Below are 26948 nucleotides of genomic sequence, written 5' to 3'. Positions count from 1 at the left end.
GGATATTCGAGCCCGGAGGATTCGCGACAAATATGCCAACCCGGGCCAGCCGGTGACGACAGCTCGCTTGTTTGCGGCATGACGGGGTCAAGTTGACCATGCAGGATCTTATCAGCTTTTTGGAAGCCAACTCCGCGCTGATGCTGGCCAACCCGGCCGCCTTTGCCAGTTTTGCGGTTCTTTTAGGAGGAGGCGGATTTGCGGTCGGCCGCTATTTGTTGACCGAGCGTCTCGCCAATCTGGAAAGCCGCATTGCCAAGCGTGACGAGGAAATCGCTGAGTTAAAAACCGGGAAAGTACAAGATGACGAGCCGTCGATGGTGCCCATAGTCGGCACCGCTGCAATAGGCTCACTCAGTCGAAGCGACCCTGTAGCTCTGGCCATCGGACGAGCCCAATGCATCCGGCCCGGCAACAGCAAATGAAGGACGACGTACCGAAGGCCAGTTGTCCTCTGCAAAAAGGACGGAAAATGATTGTTTACTGCCTTCGACCCACGATAACTGCACCCTTGGCCAATCACGGTCCAGTTGGGCAGCAGAGCGAAGGCCGGATGCCATGCACCGGGTGACACCAATGACACGCCAGTCTGTTACTGAAGATCTCGAACACGCAGCTCAGCGCATAGGCGACATCTCCCGCGCGGATTTGCAGATCCTCCTGCGTCGCGCTGCTTTGATGCTTCGAAACGTCGGTGGTGTGCCGCTGGAGCCCGCGACCGCAGATGCACTCGATTCCGTAGCAGCCGAGATGAAAATCGGCAGGCCAGACCTTATTCAGATCATTTTGCGAGAATGGCTGGAAACCAATGCCTATTTGCCGGTTCGGACGATCGATGAGGAAAGCGAGACGGACGGGAGCGCGTAACTACCCTCAGCTAGGCTGCGGAACTCATAAAAGCGAAGCGACGGTCTGATGACCGCCAAGGTCATGCTCGACAAGAATGCGCCACTGGCACTTTCATCGGTATAAACGGGCTTTGGCGCCAACGGCCCGGTGGAGAAACTCTACAAACGGTTCAATATGCCGCAAAGCCGGTACCACATATCGACCGGCAGTCTGTATGCCCATTTCAGGAACACCGGCTCGATGATTCCCAGCACGCTCGAAGCACAACGCGAGCCTGCATCGCAGCACACACCCCCGACGACTTCAGGCCATGGCTGCGGCCCCCGTCGGCTATCTGGTGGACGAAACCCTATGGCATTCTGGTCCGACGGAACGCCATTGGGCGGCCTCAAGCACTGTCGCCCCAGTTCCCCAACAACTAACGGCACCGGCATGGCATTGAAGGAGAAGACGGTTCGGTAGGCGCCGCCTTGTCCGGTCGTTCCGGCTATCAGCCCTGCCTTGGGTGGGGCGAGGCTGGCTTCTCTGCGGCGGCACGCGAAAGCGTCCGGGGAAGGCCTCGGCTCATTTGGTTTTGGTTTCTCCGTTTTTGAGGATTTGAGGAACGGTTCAGCTTGAGGACTGCGGCATGTAACCTGCGGCAATTCTCATGGACATTTGGATCGGCTATGTGTATCTATACACAACATGAAGAGCGCCGATGTCATTCACAGGCTGTTGGCGGATGGCTGGTACGAAGTGGCTCGAAAAGGAAGTCAGGCCCAGTTCAAGCACAATGCCAAGCCGGGCCGAGTAACAGTACCGCACCCCAAGCGCGACATCCCGATCGGCACTCTCAAGAGCATCGAAAAACAATCCGGCGTGAAGCTGAGGTAGAGAAATGCGCAATTACATCGGACTGATCCACAAGGAACCGGACAGCGACTTCGGCGTCTCCTTTCCTGATTTTCCGGGGCTGGTCACAGCCGGCTTCAGCCTGGACGACGCCCGCGCCATGGCCGAGGAAGCACTGGCCTTTCATGTCGAGGGCTTGGTCGAGGACGGCGAGGCCATTCCCGAACCGTCGTCCCTCGAGGACGTGATGTCGGACAAGGACAATCTGAGCGGAGTCGCCATTCTGGTTCCCTTGAAGGCCGAAGCGGCGAAGGTCGTGCGTGTCAATGTCACCATTCCCGAAGATGTCCTCGACCAGATCGACCAATATGCGGTGCGCCACGGCTACAGCCGATCGGGATTTCTGACCGCTGCGGCAAAAAAGGTGATGCAGATCGAGGCAGCGTAACGCTTCGAAAGTCGACTTGGGATGAGGCTCTGTGGTCTTGTTCGGTTACGTTTCTTTCCAAACCGGAGTTGTCAGACAAAAACAACCATGTCTCATTTCGTGAGGCACGGTGCCTATGTTCCGCCGCAAATGCCACCGTACTTGGCAAAATCGGCCTGCGTATTAGTTCATAGGCTTCAAGGGAGTTCCAGACGATGACCATGTCCAAAGCGATTGCCGCCATGCTCGTAACCGCCGCGCTGGCGGGCTGCGCGCAGACCGAAGCACAGCAGAGAACCAGCACCGGTGCGCTGCTCGGCGCCGGCGCCGGCGCGCTTGCCGGCCAGGCGATCGGCGGCAACACCAAGAGCACGGTCATCGGTGCCGGAGCCGGCGCCTTGCTGGGCGCCGTCGTCGGCAACGCCACCACCCCGCAACCCCGCAGCGAACAGCTTTGCCGCTATCAGGACCGCACGAGCGGCCGCATCTACACCGCCCCCTGCGACGACCGGTACTACAACGGCGATTATTGACCGTTAACGCTTCTCCACGTCACTATTACGGGACAACGCCCCAACATGGGGGTGAGGGCAGTGCAGTTCTGAAATGCTCGCACCGCCCTCACCTGCCTGTCGGCAAATCTCTCTCTGGTCGAGGCTGTCGATCGGCGCCTCGTCGAGCACGGCGAGCGCCATGTTGGCGATGTCGAGCGGGGTGATGGCCATGGCTCAGGCCTCCGGCTGTGTGGTTGGTCGGGGAAAACGGGGCATGGTGCCTCCACGGCAAAAAGCCGCTTCAAGGCGGCTGCGGATTTCTTGTGATTTTTGGCCTGGGCGGAACGTTGCACGTCTCGTGCATGCGCCGTCACGACGCCAACCGCCCGTCAGGAAATGGCGCGGCAGACGCTTCGTAAGCCGTCTTTTTCCCATTCGAGCAAGGAAGACGGCAATGTTTGGGCTATTGCAGTTTCACAACACCGCCGCGCAACGCGGCGATGTCTTGCCTGGATAGGGTCAGCCGATGCGTGCGCTGGTCGAGATCCCTGTTTGGGCTGACTTGGCAAAGGCGGTTGGTTTCATCTTTCCGGCACCTCCCGCCATAGCCAAGCCCTTGTCCAGGGCATCCCGAAGGCTTGGCGTGTAGTAGGCGGTGTCTTCCAGACCGCTGAAGAAGTTTACGCGATGAACCTCCCCTTTCTTGCTCATGACGATGCCCGCTTTTCGGAGCACCTCCTGAACTGTTTTGTACTTCATATTCATAGTTACCTCCCTTGCCGAGGCAGGCAGCATCGTCCTTTCCTGTAACTGTTTGGTGCCGTCGATTGGCCAAAGGGCAACATGAATGTCGTAGCGAACGCCAAAATTCACATCACTCCGGCGCAGCGCAGCGGGTGAACTTGGGATTCGCCACAGTAGCCGACCTGGCGTCCCGAAAGGGCGCGGCGTCCGACGATCGCCCCTCGCCCGATCATGCCCGGTGGTCTTCAGCGCGATGAACGCCATGTGCTTGAGGCTCGACACGTGCGGTCTCAGTTTGCCGCCAGTGCCAGTTCGGCATCGGTGGCGAATTCGCCGAGCCCAACGATTGGGACGCGCGGTTCAGCGAAGTGCTGGTGGCGGCGCTCGCCATCAAGATGGCGCATCCCTTGACCCACAAGGCCCGCATGATTGACGTCGCCCGCAGCCCCAATAACAGGGGGCTGGTGCAGCTCGAACCCGTCTGGCGGCTGGTCATGGGCCGGGCTTGACCGCCTCGAGCGCCGGGCTCCGCCCAAAGCGCTGCACGACGAAACGGCCCATCTTCTGGCCGGGCACTTCGATCAGCGTGTAGGTGATCCAGGACAGCAGGCAGACCACCGGCAAGACGACGGCAACAACAATCGCAAAGCGCACTGGCGCCGACAATTCGTTGCCGAACTGGGTGATGACCAGAGCCGCCACCGGCTGGAGAACCAGCAGATGGATCAGATAGATGCTGAAGGAAAGCTCACCCATCAAATGAAAGAACCTGTTGGCGAGCGTCATGGCGATCTTTCTGGCCACGATGCCCATCATTCCCGGCAGCATCCGGTAGAGAACCAGGGCAAAGAAACCCACGACGAGCGCTTCGCGCATCAAAAACTTGCCAAGCCCGTAGCCGCCGCCGAAGGGCAGCGCCGCCAGAGCCATGGCCAATGCCAGATATGCGAAGGGCCGCTTCTGCCTTCGATGAACGACGCCTGCCAGCAGCATCCCGCACAGGAAAATCTGCATCTTCAGCGGCAGGAACGACGGCATCGGAAAATGCACCGATAATTGTCCCATCAAGAACACGATCGCGCTGCCGATCGCGGCGACAAGGATGGCGCTCCATATCCAGTCAAGCCTGCGCACCAGCAGCATGACCGCCGGGAATAGTGCGTAGAACTGCATCTCCAGCCCCAGGCTCCAGTCCGGCAGCGGTGTGCGATAGGCGAAATTCGGCACCAGGCCGAACAGGAACAGCAGATGGGCGCCGATATTCTTCAGGCCGCTGTCGAGATAACGCTCGGGCGCCTGCGGCGACCGCAGCAGGAACTCGTCGATGACCATCCTGGATTGGTAGAGATAAGGGCCAAGCGCCAGGGCAGCGAACAGCATGACGTAGAACAGCGGCGCTATCCTGAAATAGCGGCGGGTCCAGAATTTCAGCCAGGTTTCCGGCCTTTGCCAGGGCTCCTTGTCCTGGCGCAGCTGGTAATGGAACACCATTAGGAAGCCGGACAGCATGATGAACAGATCGACGCCGAGATCCGGTTCGCCGAGGATGGGAATCTGCCAGCCGGTCAACAGCAGGCAGTGCCCGATCAGCACCCAGATCGCGGCGAGCGCCCGAAGCCCGTCAAGGCACTCGATGCGCGATGCTTCCGTCATGCCGAACTTTTCGATGGCCATGTTGCAATGCAGCATGGCGGCTGACGGAGGAATGTCAACCGTGCGGAGGGAACACGATTTGCGCTTGGTTGTTACGGAAAACATGCAAGCCCATGATTTGCGTGTGGGGTTGGCTGCCATCATCTAACATTGGCGATTAGGCTCGGTTACAGAACGAGTTAATCCGAGCTGCTCTTGAACGACGTGCCGCGCCTAAGCATCGATCGGACGTGAGCTGGATGCTGGATGCCAATTGCCCTGCTGGAAGGCAATCGTCCCGGTCAGCATTTGATCCGCATCAATGATCAATTCCCTGTCTGCTTTCAGCGGGTAGCTGGAGCGGCAGGAAAGCAGCAGAACCTTGTCCATGGCGAGGGCCACGGAACAGGCCGCCTCGTACTCGCCATGTGGTTGATCGCCCCTGTGCTTGTGGCCGGTGGCCTTGTCCTCGGCTTTGGCCTTCTGGCAGAAGAAGTTATTGAGGTAGACACGAGCGGTTTCGATCGGGCCGTGCTCATGGCGTTTCGCAACGCCGATGATCCAACCAACCCTATTGGTCCGCCTTGGCTGGAGGAAATGGGACGGCGCGACGTTACGTCTCTCGGCAGCTTTGCGTTCCTCGTGTCGGTCACCGCAGTGGGCTATCTAGTGATTACGGGAAAGCGGAGTTACGCCGTGCTGGTCGCGGCCGCCGTGGCTGGCGGAGAGGCCATCAGCACGCTACTGAAGATCGCCTTCGATCGCCCGAGGCCCGATGTCATACACACGACAAGGGTCTTTACAGCGAGCTTTCCGAGCGGGCACGCCATGCTTTCCGCCGTCAGTTTCCTGACCCTTGGAGCGTTGCTGGCCACAAGGCGAACCCCGATCCCCGCGTCAAAGCGTATTTCGTTTCGCTTGCGGTGTTTCTGACGGTTATGGTCGGATTGAGCCGGGTCTATCTCGGCGTCCACTACCCCACCGACGTTCTTGCAGGTTGGTGTGTCGGCTCCGCTTGGGCCATTCTGTGCTGGTCTGCGGTCCGGCGCATTGAACAGGGCCGAGGCTGATAATCCGTCGCTATGCTGGCTTGTGCCGCCGCATTATGCCCCATTCGTGCCAGATCAGCACCATGACGACCGCATCGAAGACGGTCAGTACGAGCAGGCCCGGTGAATGGGTGTAGGAATAGCGGTAGACTTGGTAGACCATGAATGCGCCGAGCGCGACGAGGGAGGCCGGATACGCCCACAGCTTGCCTCGCAAAAGGCCTATAACCAAGAGCAGCTTTATCAGGCCGTGGCTGAGCAGGTAGAAGGCGTAGAACTCCTTGCTGGCGATCGAAAAATGGCTTGCCATCTGCGACAGATAGCCAGCTATGAAATCGTTCGGATCTTCGATCAACTCCTCTTGGGTGAAAGCATTGACCCACGAGGCAATGGTGTCTGTGGTAGCGAGATAAAGCAGGACACCGCCAAGGCATTCGATCAGGGCGTGCGCACCCTTGAGCCAGACGCTGACTTCAAAAATCTGATGAATCCGGCGTTCGTCGACTGCTTTCACAATTCACCTCGCGATCGACAATAACGGAAGCAACAAAGAATGGATGCAAGTCTCACTCACTGGATCAACGCTGCAGCTGGGCTTCACCCGGTTCTGGATAAAGCAATGACTGGCGCCTCACAAATCGGCGTTCCGCTCATGGTGTTGGCTGTGGTTGTGCAATGGTGGGCGAAGGCCGACCGCTACCATGTTCGTCACGCGGCCTTGTCGGCCGGTCTGGCGTTCTTGCTCGGTCTAGCGATCAACCAGTTCATTCTTCTGTTCGTGCACCGGATACGGCCCTACGATGCCGGCGTGACGCATCTGTTAATTGCGCCGAGCACAGATTGGTCATTCCCCTCCGATCACGGGACTGCGAGCGTTGCAATCGTTGCGGCCTTTGCGATGCAAGCTCTGCCTCGGCGGGCGCTGGCATTCATGATCATGGCATTCCTGATTTGCTGGTCGAGAATTTATATCGGCACCCACTATGTCACCGACGTGATCGGGGGCGCCATCACGGGCGTCTTAGGTGCCGTTGTGGTGCGATTGGCTTACCGCGAGAACTCCCGGCTGGACAATCTGGTGACAAGAATTCTCTAGCTCCTTATGTGCCAACAATGGTGAGAATGATGACCGGCGTCGTGGTGCCGCGGCCTCGCAGCCGCCGCAGCACCTCGATGCCGTCGAGATGCGGCAACGCCAGGTCGAGGATCACCAAGGCGTAGTCCTGGCTTGCTAGGGCGGCATCGGCATCATCGCCGCGAAAGACGCAATCGATCACGTAATTGTCGCGCCGCAGCAGGCGCGCCAGCCATGTCGACAATTCGCGATTGTCTTCCGCAAGTAAGATACGCATTTAATCCGTCTCAGCGCACGATAGCCACATCGCGAAAGAGTGCTTACATCATGGTCCGGCAAAAATGCTTTGGCCAATGTTGGGAGATGGGTTTTCCGCGGACCGCCGTCCCGCTTAGTGCCCTTCCCGGTAAATGACCATTCGATGTCGTAAATTCCGCTCTGCATTGCGCGATGTGCCAAAAATTTAGTCGGTGCTCTTATGTCCAGCTGATAGCGGTTAGCGTGGGCGAATGACAGCAGACTTATGCATTGATCAATAGAGCGTGAAAAACGTGAGCAGAAAGCCGCTGGCCCTGAAATACTCGATCGTCTCGATCGCGGGGAAGATGGCGAGGAAATAAAGCCCGTCATAAAATGTCCGCCTCAGCGCACCTGTTGAAAACTGCCGCTCGGGCTGGTCGGCAAACAGCAGCGGGTTCGGCCAGAAGCGCGGCGTCCGCTCTGCATACGCCGTGTAGGCGGGGCCGAACTTTCCGAGCAGGAATTCGGCCTCCTTGCGCGCCGTCACCCGGAAAACGATGAAACTGGCTAGGCCCAATGCCAAGGCTGCAACGATGGATCCATACATCAACCCGATGCCCACCGCGCCGATCGTCGAGAAGAAATACAGCGGGTTCTGCGTCATGGAAAACGGCCCCGCGGAAATCAACTCTTCGTTCTTTTTGCCGCCGACATAGAGAATGCTCCACAGACGGCCACCGACGCAGACGAGGATGAGTACGCAGCCGAGCAGTTCGATGAACTCGTGCTCGCTCGACCCTTCGCGCAGGAACGGCTTGGCAAACAACAGCAGCGCTATGGCCAGGACTGCCACCACCTGGACAACGATCAGACGCTTGTGCTGGTCGAATGCCTTCGGTGACGGCTTGAGAGAGGCGTAGGTCATTGGTTTCCCCCAGCTCTGGCAAGTCTATGGATGGGCCGAAATGTCGTTGCGCGTAACCAACTACCCTTTCCGCCGGCTGATGGCGAGGCAATCAACAGGGTTTCCTCTTATTCTTACAAAATTGTAAGCCACCGGACAGATGCCGGCGAACTCGCCTCCCTATGGTCCCTGCTCCCGGTCGAGTTGCCGGAGCTTGACCGACATTGCCGGAAAGACCGGCGCCACACAGGAAAATGTTATATGAACAAACTGGTTCTCGCCCTCGCGCTCGGTGCAGTTGCCATCGCCAGTCCGATGTCATCAGCCTCCGCAGGACCAGCGCCTTGCGAAGGAACGCTCAAGACCCTGCGCGCCGCAGAGGCTGAAGCGAAACTTGGCGATACGGACAAGACCAAGGTTTCCGAGCTGGAGACCAAGGGCATCGAGCGCTGCAATGCCGACGACGACAAGCGCGCCGACGACTTCTTCGCTCAGGCAATGAAAATCTTGGGCAAGTAGTCCACCCTACGTCTCATCAAACGACAGGATACAGCAATGTTCTCGCCAGCCGCCCAACGTGTCGCGCCTGCTGTTAACCGGGTTCCGGATGTCACTGTCGATTTCTGGCTGATCAAGCTGTTGGCGGTGACCATGGGCGAGACGGCGGCCGACTATCTGGCCGTCAATCTCGGTCTTGGCCTGACCGTCACCTCGCTGATCATGACCGCCATCCTAGTTGTCGCGCTTGTCCTGCAATTCGCGCAGAAACGCTACGTGCCCTGGGCCTACTGGCTGGCGGTAGTGTTGATAAGCGTGGTCGGCACGCTGGTCACCGACAATCTCGTCGACAATTTCGGCGTGCGCCTAGAAACAACCACGATTTGCTTCACCATCGTGCTCGCCGCGACCTTCGCTGTCTGGTTTGCCAGCGAAAGGACACTGTCGATCCATACGATTGTCACGACGAAACGCGAGGTCTTCTATTGGTTGGCGATCCTCTTCACCTTCTCGCTAGGCACTGCGGCGGGCGACCTGGTAGCCGAGAGCTTCGATATGGGCTACCTCACCACGGGCCTGTTGTTTGCCGGCGTCATCGCGCTCATCGCATTTGCCTATTACGTGCTGAAGCTGGGCGGCATCCTCGCCTTCTGGCTCGCGTATATCCTGACGCGACCGCTTGGCGCCTCGTTCGGCGACCTGCTCTCGCAACCCTTCGAATATGGCGGCCTAGGTTTCGGCACCACCTTGACCAGCATGCTCTTCCTTTGCTGCATCGTCACCCTTGTTCTCTATATGAGCCTGAAGAAGCACGCCCACGAGGCTGACAAGATCCTGCTCGAATCCGATTAGGAATCGAGCATCTGCACGCCCGTCGCACGCGGCGAGAACGCGGCAATACGTCAACGGATTCCTGCCTGGGTCGCATCGGCAGCTACAGCGCTCACCTCATGGACAGAAAATGAACTCCAAGAGATCCGGCTACAGCAGCCTTCAGATTAGCCTGCATTGGACGATAGCGGCGCTTGTCCTGTTCCAACTCCTGTTCGGGGAAAGCATGACAACATACGTCGATGCGGCAGCGGACGGACGGCAACTGTCGTCCTACGAGCAGACCATGGGATCCGCCCATTACTGGGTCGGCCTGGCGCTTCTGTTGCTGGTGTTCGTGCGACTGGCCGTGCGCCTCTTCATCGGTGCGCCCAAGCCGCAATCGACAATGCCGAAATGGATCGCTTTCGCCTCACGCGCAACGCATGCGCTGTTCTACGGCCTTCTCGTCGCTGTTCCTGTTTCCGGGCTTCTGGCCTTTCATGTCTGGGGCTGGATAGGCGATATCCATGCCTGGGCAAAGCCGGTGTTCATGGTCCTCATCTGCATTCATGCCGGTGCGGCACTCTTCCATCATTTTATTCTGAAAGACGCCGTGCTGCGCAAGATGCTTGTCCCCGCACGCGATGCGGCCAGATGACCTTCGAACCAAATTCGAAGGCATCAAGCCGTGACGGAAAGGCAGCCAATGACAAGTTCGCAATCAAAGCCTGGGTGACAGCTTCGATTTCCGTGATTGCCTTCCCAGTTGGATTGCGCCCTGGGGGCGTCCCACCTTAATGACAATTTTCACGCAATCGTTGCCGGTGAAGCCATCGATCGGCCCGGCCGTCGGTGGACGAGATGAGGGCCTACCACGACGAGTACCACATCGCCACGATCATCAATCTGCGCGGTAAAGCGCCTGGTCGGTCATGATCTGACGCAGCGGTGCGGGCGGCGAAGGATCTCGGCATCAGGCATATCGAGTCGGCTCGCAGGGACCTGGCGCAGCACCAGTCGCTCGCCTTGATTGCACTGATGAAGTCGGCCCGAAACCTGTCCTCATCCATTGCCAGGCCGGCTCCGATAGCAGGCGGACTGGCGGCGCTCTATTTGGCCGCGATAGCAACGGCCGGCGAGGAAAATCCGCGGCGCGGCTTTCTATCCGGTGCGGCCATATCGCCATTCCGGTTCTGAGGACCTATGAAATGGATCAGACTTTCGAAGCCAGGAACTCGCTGCTGGGGTTTTTCGGCTGATGATCCTATATTCCAGGAATAGGTATTCTAGGAGCGGGCAGCTGCCGGCGCTAGCATGCACCGCGGACAAAGCCTCGGCAACAGACCGGAACAGAGATGCGACTTCTCCTTGTTGAGGATGACCCACGGACTGCCGAATACGTAGTCAAGGGACTGAGCGAAGCCGGGCATGTTTGCGATCTGCTGCCCAATGGCCATGACGCGCTGTTTGCCGCGACACGCGACGCCTATGACGTGATCATCGCGGATCGGATGATCCCCGGTCTGGACGGCCTGTCGATGATCAAGGCGGTGCGTGCCGCCGGGGTTCGAACGCCGGCGATCTTTTTGACCTCGGTCGGTGGCGTCGACGACCGGGTCGAGGGCCTCGAGGCCGGCGGCGACGACTACCTCGTCAAGCCATTCGCCTTTTCCGAGTTGCTCGCCCGCGTCAACGCCCTTGGCCGCCGGCCGGCGGCACACGAACAGAAGACCGCCTTGCGCGTCGCCGATCTTGAAATGGATCTGCTCTTGCACCGGGTCACTAGGCAGGTCAGGCGATCGACCTGCAACCGCGGGAATTCAGGCTGCTCGAAGTGCTGATGCGTGGCGAAGGCCGCGTCATCACCCGGACCATGTTGCTGGAGCGCGTCTGGGATTTCCATTTCGATCCCAAGACCAGCGTCGTCGAGACCCATATCAGCAGGCTGAGAACCAAGATCGACAAGCCGTTCGAAACGCAGCTTATCCATACTGTCCGCAACACCGGCTACAGCCTGCATGCGCCGGTTTAATCTGCTACGCAGTACGCCTTTTCGGCTTGCCCTGACCTTCGCCTTCTTATTCGTGCTTGCCTTTATCCTGTCGGGCGCCATCGTTTATCAGCTGATGAGCGCCGACCTTGCCGAGCGGCTCGATGATTCCATCAAGGAGACCTATTCGGTGGTGGCGGCGACTTATGCCGAAAGCGATCTGGAGGATCTGGTTGCGACGGTCGACAGCCATGCCGCGCTCTCAGCCAAGAAAGAGCAGCTGTTCTCGCTGACCGGTCCGGCCGGCAATCATCTTGCCGGCAACTTTACCGCGGGGGACCTTCCCGACGGCTTCTCGATGTTTGACGCCACTATGCCCGGCGTGCCGGCCGGCACCGTCTACCGGGCCTGGTCCGGTTCGGTTGGCGGAAACAATCTGACGGTCGCCTTCAACCTGTCCGAGACCGATGAGTTGGAAACCATCGTGCTGATGAGCTTTGGCTGGGGAACCCTCATCATCACCGGTCTGGCAGTGGCCGGCGGCGCCTTGCTGGCATCCCGTGTCCAGCGCCGCCTCGACGGTATCGCTGCCACCATGGTCGACGTGTCGCATGGGCGGCTTGACGCCCGCATTCCCCTGGTTGGCAACGGCGACGATATCGACGGGGTTTCCGCCCAGGTCAACGCCGCGCTCGACCGGCTGTCGGCCCTGGTCGAAGGCATGAAGCAGGTCAGCGCCAACATCGCGCATGATTTGAAGACGCCGCTGAACCGCCTGCAGATGATTTTGGAAGCCGCCGCCGACAAGACCGCTCTGGGCGAGGAGGTTTCCGATGATTTGGCGGACGCGCGGGCGGAAGGGCTCCAGATCAATGAGACGTTCGATGCCTTGCTGCGCATCGCCCAGATCGAGGCTGGAGCGCGCAAGGCGCGCTTCATCGATCTGGACGTCAATGGCGTAGTCGAGAGCATTGCCGAAATCTATGCGGACGTTGCTGAGGATGACGGAAAGTCGCTGACGGCAAAAATCCTTCAAGGCACACAATGCCAGATCCACGGCGATCGGGAATTGTTGACGCAGATGTTCGCCAATCTGGTGGAGAACGCCTTGCGGCATTGCCCGGCAGGCACGGCGATCGAATTGTCAGTGATCCCTAGGGATGACCGCATTCTTGTAAAAGTCGGCGATGACGGCCCGGGGATTCCAACCGAGGAGCGCGAAAAAGTGTTCCAACGGCTCTACCGGCTGGACAACAGCCGCACGACGCCCGGCAGCGGCCTTGGGCTTAGCCTGGTGCGCGCCATTGCCGATCTGCACGGCGCATCCATTACCCTCGAAGACCGCCATCCCGGCCTCGCGGTGGTGGTCAGTTTCCCCCGCTGCTAAATCGTCGGCTGGCTAGGCACCGCCCTCCAAGCTTACCAATCCGTATGAACCAGGCGACATGCCTGTAAGCTTGACGCGCGATAGTGAGTGAATTCGCCGTTCAGCTCGAAAGGCCGCTCAAATGATGTCCGCTCATCGAAAAATCAGCCGGATTCTGCCGATCCTTACCGTTGCGGCATGTCTGGGCGCTGCCGGCGCGCTCGTTCCAGATTTCGGAAATCTGCCGGCGTTGGCGGCCGAGAAAGTCGTCCCCGCGGAAAAGAACCCTCCCGGCGATATTCCCGATACGCAAGTCTTCATCGACTATGCCTCACCGCAAGGGTTCACCATGAAGGTGCCGGAGGGGTGGGCGCGCACGGACAATGCCGACGGCGCAAGCTTCGTCGACAAGCTCGACGGCGTCGTTGTTTCCGCGGCAAAGGCGGACGCCGCACCGACCGTCGAAAGCGCCAAGGCGGATTATGTTCCGAAGCTCCAATCCACCGGTCGAGCCGTCCGGGTGACGGCGGTCAAGCAGGTCAAGCTGGCGGCGGGCCCGGCAATCCGCATTGTCTATACGTCCAACTCCGAACCAAATGCGGTGACCAACAAGCAGGTCCGCCTGGAGAACGAGCGGTACCTCTATTTCAAGGACGGCAAGCTGATCACGCTCGAACTCTACGCGCCAAAGGGCGCGGACAATGTCGACCAGTGGCAGTTGATGTCCAACTCGTTCCGGTGGAAATGAAATGCACGCGCTGGACGCGCATGAACTCTATCGGTTCTTCCACATCGGCGACGACGAGACAGCCGCATTGCGTGGCATCAGCATCCATGTGTCGGCTGGCGAGATCGTCGCCCTGACGGGACCGTCCGGCAGCGGCAAATCCACCTTGTTGTTCTGCGTGACCGGGCTGGACGAGCCGGATGGTGGCCATGTCGAGGTGGCCGGCCTGCGCCTGACCCGGCGACCGGAGGCCGAGCGTGCACGCGTTCGCGCCGCCAATTTCGGCATCCTGCTGCAGTCCGGCAACCTGTTTGGCCACCTGAGCGTCGAACAGAACCTGCGTTTGCAGATGCTTCTGGCGGGAAAGCTGGACCAGAAGCGAATTGGCGCCTTGCTGGAAAGCGTCGGCCTCTCGCATCGCGCGCAGGCATTTCCAACCGAGCTCTCGGGCGGCGAGACGGCGCGCGCGGGCCTTGCTGTGGCGCTGGCCGCGGACCCGCCGATCCTGGTTGCCGACGAGCCGACCGCGGAGGTCGACCGTGACACCGAATCCGGGCTGATCGGGCAGTTCGAGGCGAGACGCGAAGCCGGACTGGCGACGCTGCTCGCAACCCACAGCAAGGCGCTGGCGCAAAGAGCCGACCGGATCATCAGGTTGAAAGACGGGAGGATCGACAGTGAGTGAGACGCTCGTTGTCGGCAAAGGCCTTGGCCGGGACTTTCATGATGGAAACGCCGGCCGGATCACGGTGCTGCTCGACGTCGACTGCGAGATCGCGACAGGCGCGCGCATTGCCCTGGTCGGGCCTTCCGGCAGCGGCAAGACAACGCTGCTGCATATTCTTGGCGGGCTGGACAGACCGACGGCCGGCACCATCGAATGGCCGGGGCTTGGTCCGTTCGAGGAACTGCGGCCGCGTCTGATCGGATTTGTGTTCCAGTCGCCCAGCCTGTTCCCAGCGCTCACCGCAGCTCAGAATGTCGCCTTGCCCATGATCCTGGCCGGCAAAGGCGCCGCCGCGGACGAAACCGCGGCAGCACTGCTGGAATCGTTTGGCCTCGGCGAGCTTGGCGACAAACTGCCAGAGGAATTGTCCGGTGGGCAGTCGCAACGAATAGCCATGGCGCGCGCTTTAGCCATAGGGCCAAAACTCGTGCTTGCCGACGAGCCGACCGGGCAGCTCGACAGCATCACGGCGCAGTTCTTCTTCGACGCAGTGCTGGATCGCCTGAACGGGACAGACATAGCCTTGGTTGTGGCAACGCATGACGAAGCCGTGGCCGCCCGGATGGCGACACGGTGGACGATGGACCACGGCCGGCTGATCGCAGGTCGGCCGAGAAACAAGGCGGCATGATGCTCCTCTTGTGGGTTCGCGGCGTTCTCGCCCGCCGTTTCCTGCGCGTCGCCGGTGCCATGGCAGGCGTCGCGCTGACCGTGGCGCTTCTCGCGGCGATGGCGCTTTTTCTCGCCAACGCCAGCACCTCGATGACGGAGCGCGCCATATCGGCCGTGCCGATCGACTGGCAGGTTCAGGTGATTTCCGGTGCCGATCCTGACCTGATCGGCAAGGCGCTGGCCGACGCGCCGGTCAAGGCCGTTCATCAGCTCCGCTATGCGGATGTTGCCGGGTTCGAATCGCAGACCGGCGGCACGACGCAGACCACCGGATCGGGCCAGGTCATTGCTTTCGACAATGGCTATTCGAAAACCTTTCCGGCGGAAGTCCGGCCGCTTTCCGGCGCCATCGACGGCGTGCTCATTGCCCAGCAGGCGGCGGCCAATCTTCATGTCGGGCCGGGCGATACAGTCTCGATCAAGCGGATCGGCCTGCCGCCGGCAGAGGTCAAGGTCGCCGGCGTGATCGATCTTCCCGACGCGGATTCGCTGTTCCAGGCGGTCGGCCTGCCGCCCCAGGCTGCTCCGCAGGCGCCGCCCGACAACGTGCTCGTGCTGCCACAGCAAGATTGGCAGCAACTCTTCGACCCGCAGCAGAAAATGCGGCCCGACACCGCCCGGCTGCAATGGCACGTGCGGCTCGCCCATGAGGCGCTGCCGCCGGACCCGGTCAGCGCCTATACCTTTGTCACCGGCGCGCATAGGAATCTTGAGGAACGGGTCGTCGGTCAGGCTCTGGTCGCCGACAATCTCGGCTCCCGTCTCGGGGCGGTTCGGGAGGATGCGCTTTATGCGTCCGTCCTGTTCCTGTTTCTCGGCCTGCCCGGCATCGCGCTGGCCATTGCCCTCACCTTTGCGGTCACTTCGTCCGGTGCGGTGCGCCGGCGCACGGAGCAGGCGCTGCTTCGCGTCCGCGGCGCGACGACGAGAACAATCCTGTCCCTGTCCGCTGCCGAGGCCGCAATCGCCGCAGTCGGCGGAACCGCGCTCGGCATCGCCGCGGCGTTGCTCTTCGGCCGCATCGCTCCAGGCCTGCACGTGACGGCGAGCATGAGCGGTCCGACATTGCTTCTTGTAGCCTTGTTCGGGTTGCTTGTCGGTTTCATCGCCTTTCTGTTTCCCGCCTGGCGTGACGCGCGCTGGGCGACTGTCAGTGCCGCGCGGCGTACCGTCAGCAGGGCGTGGACGCCGCTTTGGCGGCGCCTGTGGCTCGACATCATTTTGCTCGCGGCCGCAGGGCTTTTCTTGTCGCAGTCGGCGAGCACCGGATACCAGATCGTTCTTGCGCCCGAAGGCGTCGCCGCGATCTCCGTGGACTACAAGGCGTTCATCGCGCCGGCGCTGTTCTGGCTGGGCATGGCGCTGCTGACCGTGCGGCTGTCGGGCGCCATTATCGCGCGCAACGGCAGGGGTCTTCGAGCGATCATTGCGCCGGTCGCCGGGCCTCTTGCGGCTGTCGTGTCAGCCGCGTTGTCGCGGCAATCGGGGCGCCTGACCATCGGCATCGCGATGACAGCGCTGGCCATCTCCTTCGCCACGTCGACCGCGATCTTCAACACCACCTACAATGCCCAGGCACGCATCGATGCCGAACTGACCAACGGGTCCGACGTCACCGTCTTCGGCACATCGGACAGACCGGCCGGACCGTATCTGGCGGCGCTGGCGGCGCTGCCCGAGGCGGCCGCGGCAGAACCCATGCAGCATCGTTTCGCCTATGTCGGCGCCGACCTGCAGGATCTCTACGGCATCGACCCATGGCGTATCGAACGGGCAACGAAGCTTTCCGACGCCTATTTCAGCGGCGCCGGCGCGGCCGGCATGCTCGACCAGCTCGCCGCCACGCCCGACGGTGTCCTGGTCTCGGAAGAGACCGTGCAGGACTTCCAGCTTCAGCAAGGCGATACGATCAATCTGCGGCTCATCGATGCAAGGGATCACCAGTACCATCCCGTCGCCTTCAAGTTCATCGGCGTCGCGCGCGAATTTCCGACAGCACCGAAGGACTCCTTCCTCGTTGCGAACGCCGCCTACGTGGCCCGCATGACCGGGTCGGATACATCCGAGTACGTCCTGATGCGGGCCAAGGCCGATCCTGCAGCACTGGCGCGGCAGGCTTCTTCGGCACTCACCTTCGATCCGTCGCTGAAGGTCGCCGACATTGGCCAGGCTGCCCATCTCATCGGCTCGAGCCTGACCGCGGTCGATCTTGGCGGACTGACGACGATCGAACTGGCGTTTTCCGTCGTCATGGCCGCGGCCGCCGGCGGGCTGATGCTGGCGCTGGGCTTCGTCGAGCGCCGCCGGCCCTTCGCGATACTGGGCGCCATCGGCGCCAAGCCTCGGCAATTGGCGACCTTTCTGTGGAGCGAAGGCCTCCTGATCCTCGTCGGTGGTTTCGCATTCGGGCTTCTGTCGGGCTTGCTGACGGGGTGGATGCTGGTGAAGCTGTTGACCGGCGTGTTCGACCCCCCGCCGGAGAGGCTCTCGGTTCCCTGGGCTTATCTGGGGGTCGTGCTCGGCCTTGTCGCCGCTTCGGTCGTCGCCGCGATCCGGTCGGCCAGGCCCTCGTCCGGACAGGACGCTGAGCACCTGCGGGATCTATGACAATCCGCGCCGGACTTACCCATTTGTAAAGTCCCGGCCATCTTACCGAAAACTCTGCCGCATAGGCTCGATCCCATCTTCTCTCGCTGAGGGAAATGATCCGGCAAGCCCTACCGCTCCGGATCGTCACCGTTGCCGCTCTGGCGCCAACAGCCCTTTCGGCATCGCAACGAAACCAACCGGGAAAACCAAATGAAAAAATCAGTCATCGCAACCGCAATGGTACTGGCCCTCGCATCTTCGAGCGGTGCCTTCGCCAAGGCGGTCACCGGCACCATCGCGAGTGTCGATAAGAGTGGCGATTCGATCACTCTGTCCGACGGCAAGACGTTCATCTTGCCGGAAGGGATTGAGGCCGAGACACTCAAGGTCGGTGAAAAGGTCGTCGTTACCTATTCGGCCAAGGCCGGCAAACTAGTGGTTTCCAGTATTCACCAGGCCAAGTAACAGGTGTCAGACGAAATGCCTACAATCGGGCTGGCCCGCCAGCCCGATTCCTTGCCGGCAGCCAGCAAATTCCAGTCGGCACGGTCCTGGGGTACCGCGCGGCACATCTCGGAATGCACACGGCGGACATTCGCCTTCCGGTCTGCAGCAGCCGTGAATGTCTTCCGTCAATCCAGCGCGCGCAGATAGCGGATGGGGCGCCCACCAGCAATCCGGTCGGCGGCTGTCGCTATGGAATTGGCGTCGATTCCGAAGTGCCGGTAAAGATCACCGATTGTCCCGGACTGGCCAAAGTGCTCGACGCCGAGACTTCGCGTGCGATGGCCGTATACCGAGCCCAGCCAGCCGAGCGCGGCCGGATGGCCGTCGGCGACCGTGACGATCGCACAATGGGCTGGAAGCTCCTCGAACAGCCGTTCGACATGGCTTCTGGCATGAACAAGGCCGCGTTCGCGTGCGCGGCTTGCCGCCGTCCAGCCTGCGTTCAACCGATCGGCCGAAGTCACTGCCAAAAGACCGACGTCGCGACGATCCTCCGCCATCATGCCGACCGCCTCGATGGCTTCCGGCGCGACGGCGCCTGTATAGGCGACGATCACCTCCGCATTCGGACCCGGGGGCCGCAGCCAATAGCCGCCGTCGACAATGTCCTGCTCAAGGTCCTGCGTCATGGTTCGAATGATCTGATCAATGGGGCGCGTCGAGAGCCGCAGATAGACCGAGCCGCCGGTCTCGTCGCGCAGCCAGGTGCGCTCCGACTGGACGACGTCGCCGTCGCGCTGCAGGTAATCCAGTGCAAAACGCGTTATGACGCTCAACTCATCGACGAATGCCGGCTCGTAAGCCGCAAGCCCGTCCTGCGCCATGCCGATCAACTGGGTGGCGATCGACTGATGCGCGCCACCCTCCGGCGCCAGCGTGACGCCCGACGGGGTGGCTGCAAGGAGAAAGCGCGCATCCTGGTAGCAGGCATAGTTGAGCGCATCGAGACCGCGCTGGATGAACGGATCGTAGAGCGTGCCGATCGGCAACAGCCGTTTGCCGAAAACCGAATGCGACAGCCCTAGCGCCGACAGCAGGATGAACAGATTGTTCTCGGCAATGCCGAGTTCGATGTGCTGGCCGGATGGGCCGAATTCCCATTTCTGCGCCGAGGCTATGCGTTCGCTGCGGAAAGTGTCGGCAAGCGAGCTTCGCGCGAACAGGCCGCGCCGGTTGACCCAGGGTCCGAGATTGGTCGAAACAGTGACGTCGGGCGATGTCGTGACGATAGCGTCGGCAAGCGGCCCGCCCGTCCGTGCAATCTCGTCCAGGATCCTGCCGAATCCGATCTGGGTGGAGACGCTGCCCTTGGCTTCCGGGCCGAGGCGATCGGGGACCAGGATGCGTTGGGCGTGCCGGCGGCGTCGGCCTTTCGCGGCAAAAGGTACCGCATCGAGGAAACGTCGAAGATCAACCTTGCCAATATCCAAGCCTTCGAAGGCATCCCACTCCCGCCCCTCACCGATCGACATCGAGGCGCGAAAGACGGCCATCTGATCCTTGGTCATCAGCCCGGCATGATTGTCTTTGTGGCCAGCGAGCGGCAGGCCGAAACCTTTTATCGTATAGGCGATGAAGCAGGTCGGCCGGTCGTGGCCGCGCGCCCTCTCGAAAGCTTCGATCAGGCACTGCAGGTCGTGGCCAGCGAGATTTGTCATCAGTGCGGCGACTTCAGCATCGGATCGCCGGTCGAGAAGTGATTTCAGGCCCGGCTTTTCGCCGATATCGGCAAACAGCCGCTTGCGCCAGGCGCCGCCGCCTTGAAAGGTCAGCGCCGAATAGAGCTGGTTCGGGCAGCCGTCGATCCAGGCCTTCAACGCCTCGCCGCCCGGCTGGGCAAAAGCGGCTTCGAGCAGCTTGCCGTATTTCAGGATGACCACATCCCAGCCGAAATTCCTGAAGAAGTTTTCGAAGCGTTCCCAAAGGCCTTCGCGCACAACGGCATCGAGGCTCTGGCGATTGTAGTCAACGATCCACCAGCAGTTGCGCAGGCCATGTTTCCAGCCTTCGAGCAGCGCCTCGAAGATGTTGCCTTCGTCCATCTCGGCATCGCCGAGCAGCGCCACCATGCGGCCCTCGGGCATGCTTTCGTCGCGAGCGCTGAGATAATCCTGCACAAGGGAGGCAAACAGCGTCTGCGCGACGCCGAGACCTACCGAGCCGGTGGAGAAATCGACGTCATCGACATCCTTGGTCCGCGACGGATAGCTTTGCGCGCCACCGAAGGCGCGAAATCCTTCGAGCTTCTCCCTCGTCTGATTGCCCAGAAGATACTGGATGGCGTGGAACACCGGCGAGGCGTGCGGCTTCACCGCGATTCGGTCGTCCGGCCTCAGCATCAAGAAATACAGCGCGGTCATGATCGTCACCAGCGAAGCCGAGGACGCCTGGTGTCCGCCAACCTTCAGGCCGTCGGTGTTTTCGCGCAGGTGATTGGCGTTATGGATCATCCAAGTCGACAGCCAGAGCACCTTCTTCTCCAGCGCCGAAAGTGCCTCCAGTTTTTGTTTGTCCATGCTGCAAGACTCCCGGTTGCGATCGTCGCAATCATAGGGCTGAGCAAAAACCGATTGTCGCTAAACTTGCAGGAGATTGGCACTTGCGTTAGCTGGTTTCGGCAATATCGACCAATGGAGTAACTATCCATGCCAAAACGCCGACTGGACGATATCGACCGAAAGATCATTGCCGCGCTGCAGGTCGATGGCCGGATGACGGCTCAGCAGCTTGCCGATCGGGTCGGTCTTTCGGCCTCGCCCTGCGCCCGCCGGGTCCGGCTAATGGAGGACATGGGGGTCATCACCGGCTATGCCGCCCTGATCGACCAGGACATGGTCGACCTGCCGATCTCGGTGTTCGCCTCGATCAAGCTGGAGCGCCAGCGCGAGAACGAGCTGAAGCGGTTCAATGCGGCGATCGCACGCTGGCCGGAGGTGGTCGATTGCTATCTGATGACTGGCCAGCGCGATTATCTGCTGCGTGTGGTGGTGCGCGATTTGCACGCCTATGAGCGCTTCCTGAAGGAAAAGCTGACGCGGCTCGATGGCGTCTCCTCGATCGAGTCCAGCTTCGCGCTTGCGCAGATCAAGCGGTCGAACCGGCTGCCGGTCGAGACATGATTTTTTCTAAACGTTGGCAAGTCAATCGCTTAGGTTCCCCGGTTCGAACAGCACGATTTCGCCCGGTGGTGACTGCAGCGGCCGGTTTTGCGATTGGTTTTTTTGGCTGACGGGCGGATACGCCATCGCTGGCGTGCGCGAACTTGTCTGCCAGGCAGCATGTTCGTTCGAGGCGTGACGCCCAAAAACGGACGGCCCGCGGTCAGGCCAGCCGCTTGAGTGCCGTTTCGGCCCAAAGCACTGGGTCGGTTATGCGGTAGAATTGTCGCGTCGCGGCCAAGGCAGACGGGCCGACGTCGACCATGACGCCGATGATGGTCATGTCATCGCATTTGAATGAAGATCCAAGCTGCCTTGGACACCAGCCGATCGATGCCAAGCGGTCGAACCAGTAGTCCTCGCAGACAATGGTCAGATTGCTTATGCCTCTTTGAATGCAGAATTCCAGAATCCCGCAGTAGATCACGCCGGCGGCCTGACAGGGTCGGCCGGGGTCGCGAAAATCCCGGGCCACGAAAAACCTGGTCCACTCAAAGATATCGGGTCGGCGCGGCACGCCACCCTCGGCAAGTTGCGGAAAGATTTCGCTCATCAGATGCGGTCTTAGGCTGGGCACCAGCCGGGATCCGGCAACGACACCCCTTCCCGGCTGGATGCCGAGCAGATGAATCGCTTCTGGTGTATCAAAGGGGTCGATCTCGCGACTGTCGGGGCGCCTCAGCTCGTGCCAGCCACGTTCATCGACATAGATTTCGTGTCGCAGACGGAAGTAACTGTCGAGATCGCCTCGATAGGCAAAGCTGTTTGACGCGTCGACGACGTGGACCTGAATCATTGCGGTTCCTCGAGATGGAACCCCATCCGACCACGTGACGATTGCCCATGAAATACCTAGATCTGAGGATGGATTAAAGTTCGATTTCGCGCCTGCGATAAGCCTCGACGATGGCGTGCACGACATTGGCGGTGCTGAGCTTCTGCTTGATGTTGCGCAGGTGGGTCGTCACGGTGTTTTCCGAAATTCCAAGTATTCGGGAAACCTCCCATGCGGTCTTCCCGCCAGCGACCCACTGCAGGATTTCACGCTCCCGTTGGGAAAGCTTTTGTCTCGGCCGCCTGAGCGAGCTGCCAACGAGTCGTTCGGCAGCCGAGTAGGCATGGCGCGCAAGGGCATGAACGGTGCAGCGCACCGTCGGCGCCAAATCAATTTCGCGTCCGGCAACCGTTACACAGGCCGGATCGCCGAATGAGGCTTGGATTGGAATGCAGATCCCGTCCCAAAGCCCAAACTCTTTTGCCTCATCCATCACCTTCCTGGCATTGCCGTTCGTCAGGCCGTGATGGACGTCCCTCCAAAGGAACGGCCCAATCGCACTACGGCACAAAGCAACGCAAGGGTCATGGCGATAGTGTCCGGCAGCCATGTAGTGGCTGTACCATTCCCCCGGCCAACCGTTAACAAGGATGTGTCCATCCAGTGATCCGGTGTCCTGGCGTGGCAATTCGGTGACGAGACAGGCTGCATAGCCGTGACGTTCGATGCTCTTGCGCAGTTGCCGAATGATTTCGGCGACGCTGCTTGCACGATCAATCAGCGCGGTTGCTTCAAAGATTTGCGTTAGCTGGTGCTGTAAGACGCTCCCATGAACCGCCGACATTTCACGCCCCTTCAATGTACTGAGACAAAGAAAGAATAAATAAGTTGGACCCGACCGCAACCTGCGGCATGACGTTTGACTACTATAGTAGGTGGCACTAAAGGGCGCATTCTGACTGCCTCGCCGCATGAGGCTGAGGTCGGTTTTTGCTCGCAATCTAAGGTTGCTTCGCCAAGGTACCGGCTTGTCCCAGGAGCAGCTCGCGGACCTTGCCGGCCTTGATCGCAACTATGTCGGCAAGCTGGAGCGGGAGGAGAACTCACCGACCGTCGATACCTTGGAGGTACTGGCGTTGGCGTTGCAAGTTGACGTGGAGCAGCTCATCCGTCGCAACGCGCCGTGATCCACCGGCCAGCAGGCGGCGGGAGCGTCAGGATTTTCTGCTGCGTCGCGTACGCGGCGTCAGGGCTGGGGCGTCTTTGCCTGGCCGTTTGGTCAAATCCTCGATGTCAACGCTTAATGCGGTGGCAAGCTTTGCAAGCGACAGAATTGTGGGATTGCGCCGGCCGGCTTCGAGACCACTCAGATAGGCGCGCGTGAACCCTGAACGGAACGACAGTTCCTCTTGAGAGAGGGCTTGTGCGCGCCGGATCCTCTGTACGTTCAAACCGACAACCACCCGTAGGTCCATGAGGGCATGGTCGTCGCTGCGTACACTTTAGGACGACACACTATAGTGAACATTCTTCATTGACAGGCGCCGCCATTGCTGCTTTTCTCATCATATTGCGGAACGCCATTCCGAAATAAGGAACGCCGGTGACAGGAAATCTTTCGTTGAAACGCGGCCTTGCGGTTCTCAACGTGCTCAAGGACGCGGACGAAGCGGTCGGGGTGCGCGAGCTCGCCCGCCGGCTTGAGCAGAGTGCTCCCGCCGTGCAGCGAATTCTCAACACCCTGGCAGAGCAGGGCTATGTCGAGCAGTCGCCAGACTCGCGGCGCTACCGGCTCGGGCATTCCGTCCTGGCGCTGGCGCGGAAGGTCCTGGGCAGAGATCGCCTCGTCGGCTTGGCTGAAATCGAACTGCAGGCGCTGGCCGCCGAGGGTTGCTTCAACGCGTTCCTGGGCATCAGGCGAGGCAATCGCGGTATTTATCTCCTGACCGTGCAAAGCAAGAGTCCGGTCGTCATTCGCTCGTCACCCGGCGAAACGTTCCCCTTGCACTCCACCGCCTTGGGCAAGGCACTCCTGATGGAGCTGAGCGGCGAAGCGGTCATCGAGATTATCGGACGGGGTCCGCTCGAGCGGGTTGCCGTACGCACCGTCACTGATCCGCACAAGCTCGTGGCTCAGATCAGAGCGTGCGAGTCTATCGGTTACACAACCTCCCTGGACGAGAACTTTACCGGGCTGATCGCGGTCGGCGCGCCGCTTCGCGATGCATCGGGCATGATCACCGCGGCGATAAGCGTGGCCTACCCCCGGTCTGTTGGGCCGCATGTGGAGATCGCCGAGGTGGGAGAGGCAGTAATTGGGGCTGCGGCGCGCATCTCAGCGGGCCTCGGCTTTCCGGAGGCAAAACAGGCTCGGGATTCCCACCATGCTGCTTAACGAGGCCCGCCTGAAACAACGCATGTCGGCAGCCGGGCTTGATGCCCTTATAGCGACGACGCCGGAAAACGTGACCTATATGAGCGGCTTCTGGGCTCTGCCGCAATGGATCCGTCGTGGCCCGCAGGCCTATGTGGTGTGGCCGGCTCCTGACAAGGGCACGCCTGAAATCATCGCCAGCACCAGCACTCTCGACCTCGTTGCCGATCAGGACGTCTGGGTAAGCAAGGTGCGGCGCTATGGCGACTTTTACGCCGATGTGGGTTCCTCGACCGCCATGGACCGCGCCAGTGAACGGCACCTCCAGCTTCGCGAGCTGCCGAGGCATCGCGATGCCATTACGGCTCTGATCGCGGCACTGGAAGAAGCCCAGCTCGGCCGCGGGCGGATCGGCATAGACGAGGCGGGGCTCGCGCCAGGATACCTGGAAGCCCTCAGAGCCCATTTTCTCAATGCGTCGTTCCTACCAGCCACCGCGTTGCTTCGCGAGGTTCGTGCCGTAAAGACTGCAGATGAGATCGAACGGCTCTGCCAATTTGCCCAGATTGACTAACGCTACATTCAAGAAGCACTCGCAGTCGCTCAGGAAGTCGCCACCGAAGCAGATCTGGCGCGCGCTTTTCACGTCAGGACGGTTGAGGAAGGCGCCCTGCCCGTACTGGGATGCATCGGCTTTGGCGAGCGCAGCGCACTCATGAACGTCCAGCCGTCGGACCGCAAGTTGCGCGCTGGAGAAATCATCCGCTTCGACGTCGGTGGCCGGTTTCGGCACTACCGCGCCGACATTGCCCGCATCGCCACGCTGGGCGAGCCGCCGCCGCAGGCGCATCGGCTTCAGCAGGCGCTGCTGCGCGGCGTTCAGCATGCCTGCGATATCATCCGGCCCGGCATGCCGGCAGCACAGCTTTTCGAGGCGGTCGTGCGTGTGGTTCAGCGCGAAGGAATTGCCCACTACGAGCGCGATCACGTCGGCCACGGCATCGGCCTTGATGGTTACGATGTGCCGACGCTTTCGGCGGGGAGTACCGACGTCCTGGAAGAAGGAATGGTGCTGTGCGTGGAGACCCCTTACTACGAAATCGGCCGCTGGGGACTCCAGGTGGAGGACATGGTGGTTGTTCGCCAGGGCGGAGTGGAGCGGCTGACAGAGACGCACAATGCAATCACCCGGGTGCCGTCATGAGCCGCGCGGCAGGTTTTTCCTGTATTCGATGCGGCGCCTTGTTCCCGAGCGATACCAAAATCGACTCACGCGGCTGCCTGATATGCTGTGGTGAAGCGCCAGCCAATCTTAAGGTCGTCTACGATCCGTCCGGAGCGACATCGGCCGCTTCCGCAGGGGCTGGCGCGCTCCCCTCGCTGTGGCGCTATGCCGACATGCTTCCTTGCGGGCTCAGCGATGCAATCTCGCTGGGCGAGGGTCTGACGCCGCTGCTGAGCGCCGAGAGGCTGGGAAAGCAGCTCGGAGTGCCCAAGCTTCTTATCAAGGACGAGGGCGCGAACCCCACGTGGTCCCACAAGGACCGCTTCTCGACCGTGGCGGTGTCCATGGCACGTTTGAGTGGTGCACGCGTCGTGGCGACTGCTTCGTCGGGCAACGCCGGGGCCTCACTTGCCGCCTATGCTGCACGGGCGGGCCTGAAATGCGTCGTTGTGACATTCTCAGGCACCGCCGGCGCAATGTTGGCGCAGATCCGCAAATACGGCGCCAGCGTCGTATCCCTGGCCGACAAATCCCATCGCTGGCCATTACTTGCCGCTGGTACCGAGCGCCTCGGATGGTTTGCGACGTCGCCGTTTCACAGCCCCGTGGTGGGCAGCCATCCTGTCGGGATCGAGGGCTACAAGACCCTGGCTTACGAGATCGTCGAACAGATGCACGGAGCCGTGCCGGACTGGTGCGCCTTGCCTGTTTGCTATGGCGACGCGCTAGCCGGGCTCTGGGCGGGATTCAAGGACCTTCTTAGCCAAGGCAGGATCGATCGGTTGCCGAGACTCGTGGCGGCGGAAGTGCACGGATCTTTGGCCAAAGCGCTTGCCGGCAATGCCGATCTGGTTGCCGAGGTTCCCGCGGGCTTCGACACGCTGGCCATCTCGATCGGCACCACACGAAGCACGTTTCAGGCGCTCAACGCGCTGCGCGAATCTGGTGGCATGGCGATGCCGGTCGGCAATTTCGGCCTGATAGCCATGCAGCGGCAGCTTGCGGGCACCGAGGGGGTTTTTGCCGAGCTTGCCTCGGTGACGCCATTTGCGGCTATTGAATCCCTGAGACGGGAGGGCACGATCGCGCGGTCGGACAGCGTCGTTGCCATCGTAACCGCGAGCGGACTCAAGGATTTGGATCGTTCGACCGGCCCTGACCAAGCACAACAATCGTTTCGGTCAGTTGCAGAAGCCTGGGAACACCTTGCCGGGGACCGTGACTATTTCACGTCCTCTCATGAACAAGGCGCGACCAGGATGTCCTGAAGAGGAGATAG

At 60.8% G+C, this 26948-nt stretch carries 33 protein-coding genes and 1 pseudogene; 24 read left to right on the top strand and 10 right to left on the bottom strand.

The genetic code is table 11. The features are described from left to right. The first annotated feature begins 98 nt into the window (after positions 1-98). The 5 genes from NKI19_RS27925 to NKI19_RS27905 all read left to right on the top strand — a co-directional run bounded on the left by NKI19_RS27925 (position 99) and on the right by NKI19_RS27905 (position 2643). Positions 99-425, top strand: a complete 327-nt coding sequence (locus NKI19_RS27925; protein WP_352566594.1) for a hypothetical protein — start codon at positions 99-101, stop codon at positions 423-425. A gap of 151 nt (positions 426-576) precedes the next feature. After that, entirely contained in the window at positions 577-867 is a 291-nt protein-coding gene (locus tag NKI19_RS27920; RefSeq protein WP_352566592.1) for a hypothetical protein, read from the top strand. A 669-nt stretch (positions 868-1536) separates the two neighbouring features. After that, complete coding sequence (locus NKI19_RS27915) at positions 1537-1725, top strand: type II toxin-antitoxin system HicA family toxin (RefSeq protein ID WP_352566590.1); 189 nt, start codon at positions 1537-1539, stop codon at positions 1723-1725. A 4-nt stretch (positions 1726-1729) separates the two neighbouring features. Beyond that, complete coding sequence (locus tag NKI19_RS27910) at positions 1730-2131, top strand: type II toxin-antitoxin system HicB family antitoxin (RefSeq protein WP_352493300.1); 402 nt, start codon at positions 1730-1732, stop codon at positions 2129-2131. A 194-nt stretch (positions 2132-2325) separates the two neighbouring features. After that, a complete protein-coding gene (locus NKI19_RS27905) occupies positions 2326-2643 on the top strand; it encodes a YMGG-like glycine zipper-containing protein (protein ID WP_352566588.1) in 318 nt (105 codons plus the stop codon). A gap of 3 nt (positions 2644-2646) precedes the next feature. Here the strand turns inward: NKI19_RS27905 and NKI19_RS27900 are convergent, their stop codons facing one another. From NKI19_RS27900 to NKI19_RS27890, 3 genes are all read right to left on the bottom strand, one after another. Beyond that, positions 2647-2835 carry a hypothetical protein gene (locus NKI19_RS27900; protein WP_352566586.1) on the bottom strand — a complete coding sequence of 63 codons (189 nt, stop codon included), beginning with the start codon at positions 2833-2835 and terminating at the stop codon, positions 2647-2649. Between the two features lie 288 nt (positions 2836-3123). Further along, complete coding sequence (locus tag NKI19_RS27895) at positions 3124-3630, bottom strand: hypothetical protein (protein ID WP_352492871.1); 507 nt, start codon at positions 3628-3630, stop codon at positions 3124-3126. Between the two features lie 210 nt (positions 3631-3840). Further along, positions 3841-5022 carry an acyltransferase family protein gene (locus tag NKI19_RS27890; protein WP_352492872.1) on the bottom strand — a complete coding sequence of 394 codons (1182 nt, stop codon included), beginning with the start codon at positions 5020-5022 and terminating at the stop codon, positions 3841-3843. 225 nt (positions 5023-5247) lie between these two features. Here NKI19_RS27890 and NKI19_RS27885 point away from each other — a divergent pair, with 225 nt between their 5' ends. Both NKI19_RS27885 and NKI19_RS27880 read left to right on the top strand, forming a co-directional pair. Next, positions 5248-5913, top strand: coding sequence for a phosphatase PAP2 family protein (locus tag NKI19_RS27885; RefSeq protein ID WP_352951256.1), 666 nt, complete (start codon positions 5248-5250; stop codon positions 5911-5913). 5 nt (positions 5914-5918) lie between these two features. Next, positions 5919-6050 (top strand): phosphatase PAP2 family protein, encoded by a 132-nt coding sequence (locus NKI19_RS27880; RefSeq protein ID WP_352566582.1) that lies wholly within the window; start codon positions 5919-5921, stop codon positions 6048-6050. A gap of 10 nt (positions 6051-6060) precedes the next feature. On the opposite strand, the gene NKI19_RS27875 is transcribed toward NKI19_RS27880, so the two are convergent. Then, positions 6061-6543 (bottom strand): DUF2127 domain-containing protein, encoded by a 483-nt coding sequence (locus NKI19_RS27875; protein WP_352566580.1) that lies wholly within the window; start codon positions 6541-6543, stop codon positions 6061-6063. Positions 6544-6582: 39 nt separating this feature from the next. Here NKI19_RS27875 and NKI19_RS27870 point away from each other — a divergent pair, with 39 nt between their 5' ends. Continuing rightward, the gene (locus NKI19_RS27870; protein ID WP_352566578.1) at positions 6583-7125 is read left to right on the top strand and encodes a phosphatase PAP2 family protein; all 543 of its coding nucleotides are present in this window, start codon (positions 6583-6585) and stop codon (positions 7123-7125) included. Between the two features lie 4 nt (positions 7126-7129). On the opposite strand, the gene NKI19_RS27865 is transcribed toward NKI19_RS27870, so the two are convergent. After that, on the bottom strand, positions 7130-7381 hold the full coding sequence (locus NKI19_RS27865) for a response regulator (protein ID WP_352566576.1): 252 nt from the start codon (positions 7379-7381) through the stop codon (positions 7130-7132). 255 nt (positions 7382-7636) lie between these two features. Further along, entirely contained in the window at positions 7637-8269 is a 633-nt protein-coding gene (locus NKI19_RS27860) for a methyltransferase family protein (RefSeq protein WP_352492883.1), read from the bottom strand. A 240-nt stretch (positions 8270-8509) separates the two neighbouring features. On the opposite strand from NKI19_RS27860, the gene NKI19_RS27855 reads away from it, so the two are divergent. From NKI19_RS27855 to NKI19_RS27810, 10 genes and pseudogenes are all read left to right on the top strand, one after another. Then, the gene (locus NKI19_RS27855) at positions 8510-8767 is read left to right on the top strand and encodes a hypothetical protein (RefSeq protein ID WP_352566575.1); all 258 of its coding nucleotides are present in this window, start codon (positions 8510-8512) and stop codon (positions 8765-8767) included. Between the two features lie 36 nt (positions 8768-8803). Beyond that, entirely contained in the window at positions 8804-9598 is a 795-nt protein-coding gene (locus NKI19_RS27850) for a COG4705 family protein (RefSeq protein WP_352492885.1), read from the top strand. Between the two features lie 109 nt (positions 9599-9707). Then, the gene (locus NKI19_RS27845) at positions 9708-10217 is read left to right on the top strand and encodes a cytochrome b (protein WP_352492886.1); all 510 of its coding nucleotides are present in this window, start codon (positions 9708-9710) and stop codon (positions 10215-10217) included. Positions 10218-10914: 697 nt separating this feature from the next. After that, positions 10915-11591 (top strand): annotated as a pseudogene (locus NKI19_RS27840) (winged helix-turn-helix domain-containing protein). Continuing rightward, complete coding sequence (locus NKI19_RS27835) at positions 11578-12936, top strand: sensor histidine kinase (protein ID WP_352566573.1); 1359 nt, start codon at positions 11578-11580, stop codon at positions 12934-12936. Before NKI19_RS27840 ends, NKI19_RS27835 begins: the two are co-directional and overlap by 14 nt. A gap of 121 nt (positions 12937-13057) precedes the next feature. Continuing rightward, complete coding sequence (locus NKI19_RS27830) at positions 13058-13663, top strand: hypothetical protein (protein WP_352566571.1); 606 nt, start codon at positions 13058-13060, stop codon at positions 13661-13663. Position 13664: 1 nt separating this feature from the next. Beyond that, positions 13665-14327, top strand: a complete 663-nt coding sequence (locus tag NKI19_RS27825; protein WP_352566570.1) for an ABC transporter ATP-binding protein — start codon at positions 13665-13667, stop codon at positions 14325-14327. Further along, the gene (locus tag NKI19_RS27820) at positions 14320-15000 is read left to right on the top strand and encodes an ABC transporter ATP-binding protein (RefSeq protein WP_352566568.1); all 681 of its coding nucleotides are present in this window, start codon (positions 14320-14322) and stop codon (positions 14998-15000) included. Before NKI19_RS27825 ends, NKI19_RS27820 begins: the two co-directional genes overlap by 8 nt. After that, positions 14997-17648, top strand: a complete 2652-nt coding sequence (locus tag NKI19_RS27815) for an FtsX-like permease family protein (RefSeq protein WP_352566566.1) — start codon at positions 14997-14999, stop codon at positions 17646-17648. Before NKI19_RS27820 ends, NKI19_RS27815 begins: the two co-directional genes overlap by 4 nt. A gap of 192 nt (positions 17649-17840) precedes the next feature. Beyond that, positions 17841-18095, top strand: a complete 255-nt coding sequence (locus tag NKI19_RS27810; RefSeq protein WP_352566564.1) for a DUF1344 domain-containing protein — start codon at positions 17841-17843, stop codon at positions 18093-18095. A gap of 167 nt (positions 18096-18262) precedes the next feature. On the opposite strand, the gene NKI19_RS27805 is transcribed toward NKI19_RS27810, so the two are convergent. Further along, a complete protein-coding gene (locus tag NKI19_RS27805; RefSeq protein WP_352566562.1) occupies positions 18263-20653 on the bottom strand; it encodes a thiamine pyrophosphate-binding protein in 2391 nt (796 codons plus the stop codon). Between the two features lie 129 nt (positions 20654-20782). Between NKI19_RS27805 and NKI19_RS27800 the strand changes: the two genes are divergently transcribed. Then, positions 20783-21256: an Lrp/AsnC family transcriptional regulator gene (locus NKI19_RS27800; RefSeq protein ID WP_352492895.1), complete on the top strand. Its 474-nt coding sequence runs from the start codon at positions 20783-20785 to the stop codon at positions 21254-21256. 202 nt (positions 21257-21458) lie between these two features. Here the strand turns inward: NKI19_RS27800 and NKI19_RS27795 are convergent, their stop codons facing one another. Further along, the gene (locus NKI19_RS27795; RefSeq protein ID WP_352566560.1) at positions 21459-22091 is read right to left on the bottom strand and encodes an acyl-homoserine-lactone synthase; all 633 of its coding nucleotides are present in this window, start codon (positions 22089-22091) and stop codon (positions 21459-21461) included. A gap of 73 nt (positions 22092-22164) precedes the next feature. Further along, positions 22165-22914: an autoinducer binding domain-containing protein gene (locus tag NKI19_RS27790; protein ID WP_352492897.1), complete on the bottom strand. Its 750-nt coding sequence runs from the start codon at positions 22912-22914 to the stop codon at positions 22165-22167. Positions 22915-23041: 127 nt separating this feature from the next. Here NKI19_RS27790 and NKI19_RS27785 point away from each other — a divergent pair, with 127 nt between their 5' ends. Beyond that, the gene (locus tag NKI19_RS27785) at positions 23042-23257 is read left to right on the top strand and encodes a helix-turn-helix domain-containing protein (protein ID WP_292654544.1); all 216 of its coding nucleotides are present in this window, start codon (positions 23042-23044) and stop codon (positions 23255-23257) included. A gap of 27 nt (positions 23258-23284) precedes the next feature. Here NKI19_RS27785 and NKI19_RS27780 read toward each other — a convergent pair whose 3' ends face one another. Continuing rightward, positions 23285-23545: a helix-turn-helix domain-containing protein gene (locus NKI19_RS27780; protein WP_352492898.1), complete on the bottom strand. Its 261-nt coding sequence runs from the start codon at positions 23543-23545 to the stop codon at positions 23285-23287. Between the two features lie 146 nt (positions 23546-23691). On the opposite strand from NKI19_RS27780, the gene NKI19_RS27775 reads away from it, so the two are divergent. Genes NKI19_RS27775 through NKI19_RS27760 form a run of 4 tightly spaced genes read left to right on the top strand, consistent with a single transcriptional unit; the run spans position 23692 to position 26937 of the window. Then, positions 23692-24465, top strand: a complete 774-nt coding sequence (locus tag NKI19_RS27775) for an IclR family transcriptional regulator (RefSeq protein ID WP_352566558.1) — start codon at positions 23692-23694, stop codon at positions 24463-24465. Beyond that, positions 24455-25018, top strand: coding sequence for an aminopeptidase P family N-terminal domain-containing protein (locus NKI19_RS27770; RefSeq protein ID WP_352951255.1), 564 nt, complete (start codon positions 24455-24457; stop codon positions 25016-25018). Before NKI19_RS27775 ends, NKI19_RS27770 begins: the two co-directional genes overlap by 11 nt. Before the next feature lie 6 nt (positions 25019-25024). Further along, complete coding sequence (locus NKI19_RS27765; RefSeq protein ID WP_352951257.1) at positions 25025-25648, top strand: M24 family metallopeptidase; 624 nt, start codon at positions 25025-25027, stop codon at positions 25646-25648. Then, positions 25645-26937: a threonine synthase gene (locus tag NKI19_RS27760; protein WP_352566554.1), complete on the top strand. Its 1293-nt coding sequence runs from the start codon at positions 25645-25647 to the stop codon at positions 26935-26937. Before NKI19_RS27765 ends, NKI19_RS27760 begins: the two co-directional genes overlap by 4 nt. The last annotated feature ends 11 nt before the right edge of the window (positions 26938-26948 follow it).

This window comes from Mesorhizobium sp. M0751 (assembly GCF_040320265.1).
Taxonomy (GTDB): Bacteria; Pseudomonadota; Alphaproteobacteria; order Rhizobiales; family Rhizobiaceae; genus Mesorhizobium.
Note: the sequence above shows the minus strand (reverse complement) of the source record. Positions and strands in the feature narration are given on the sequence as shown.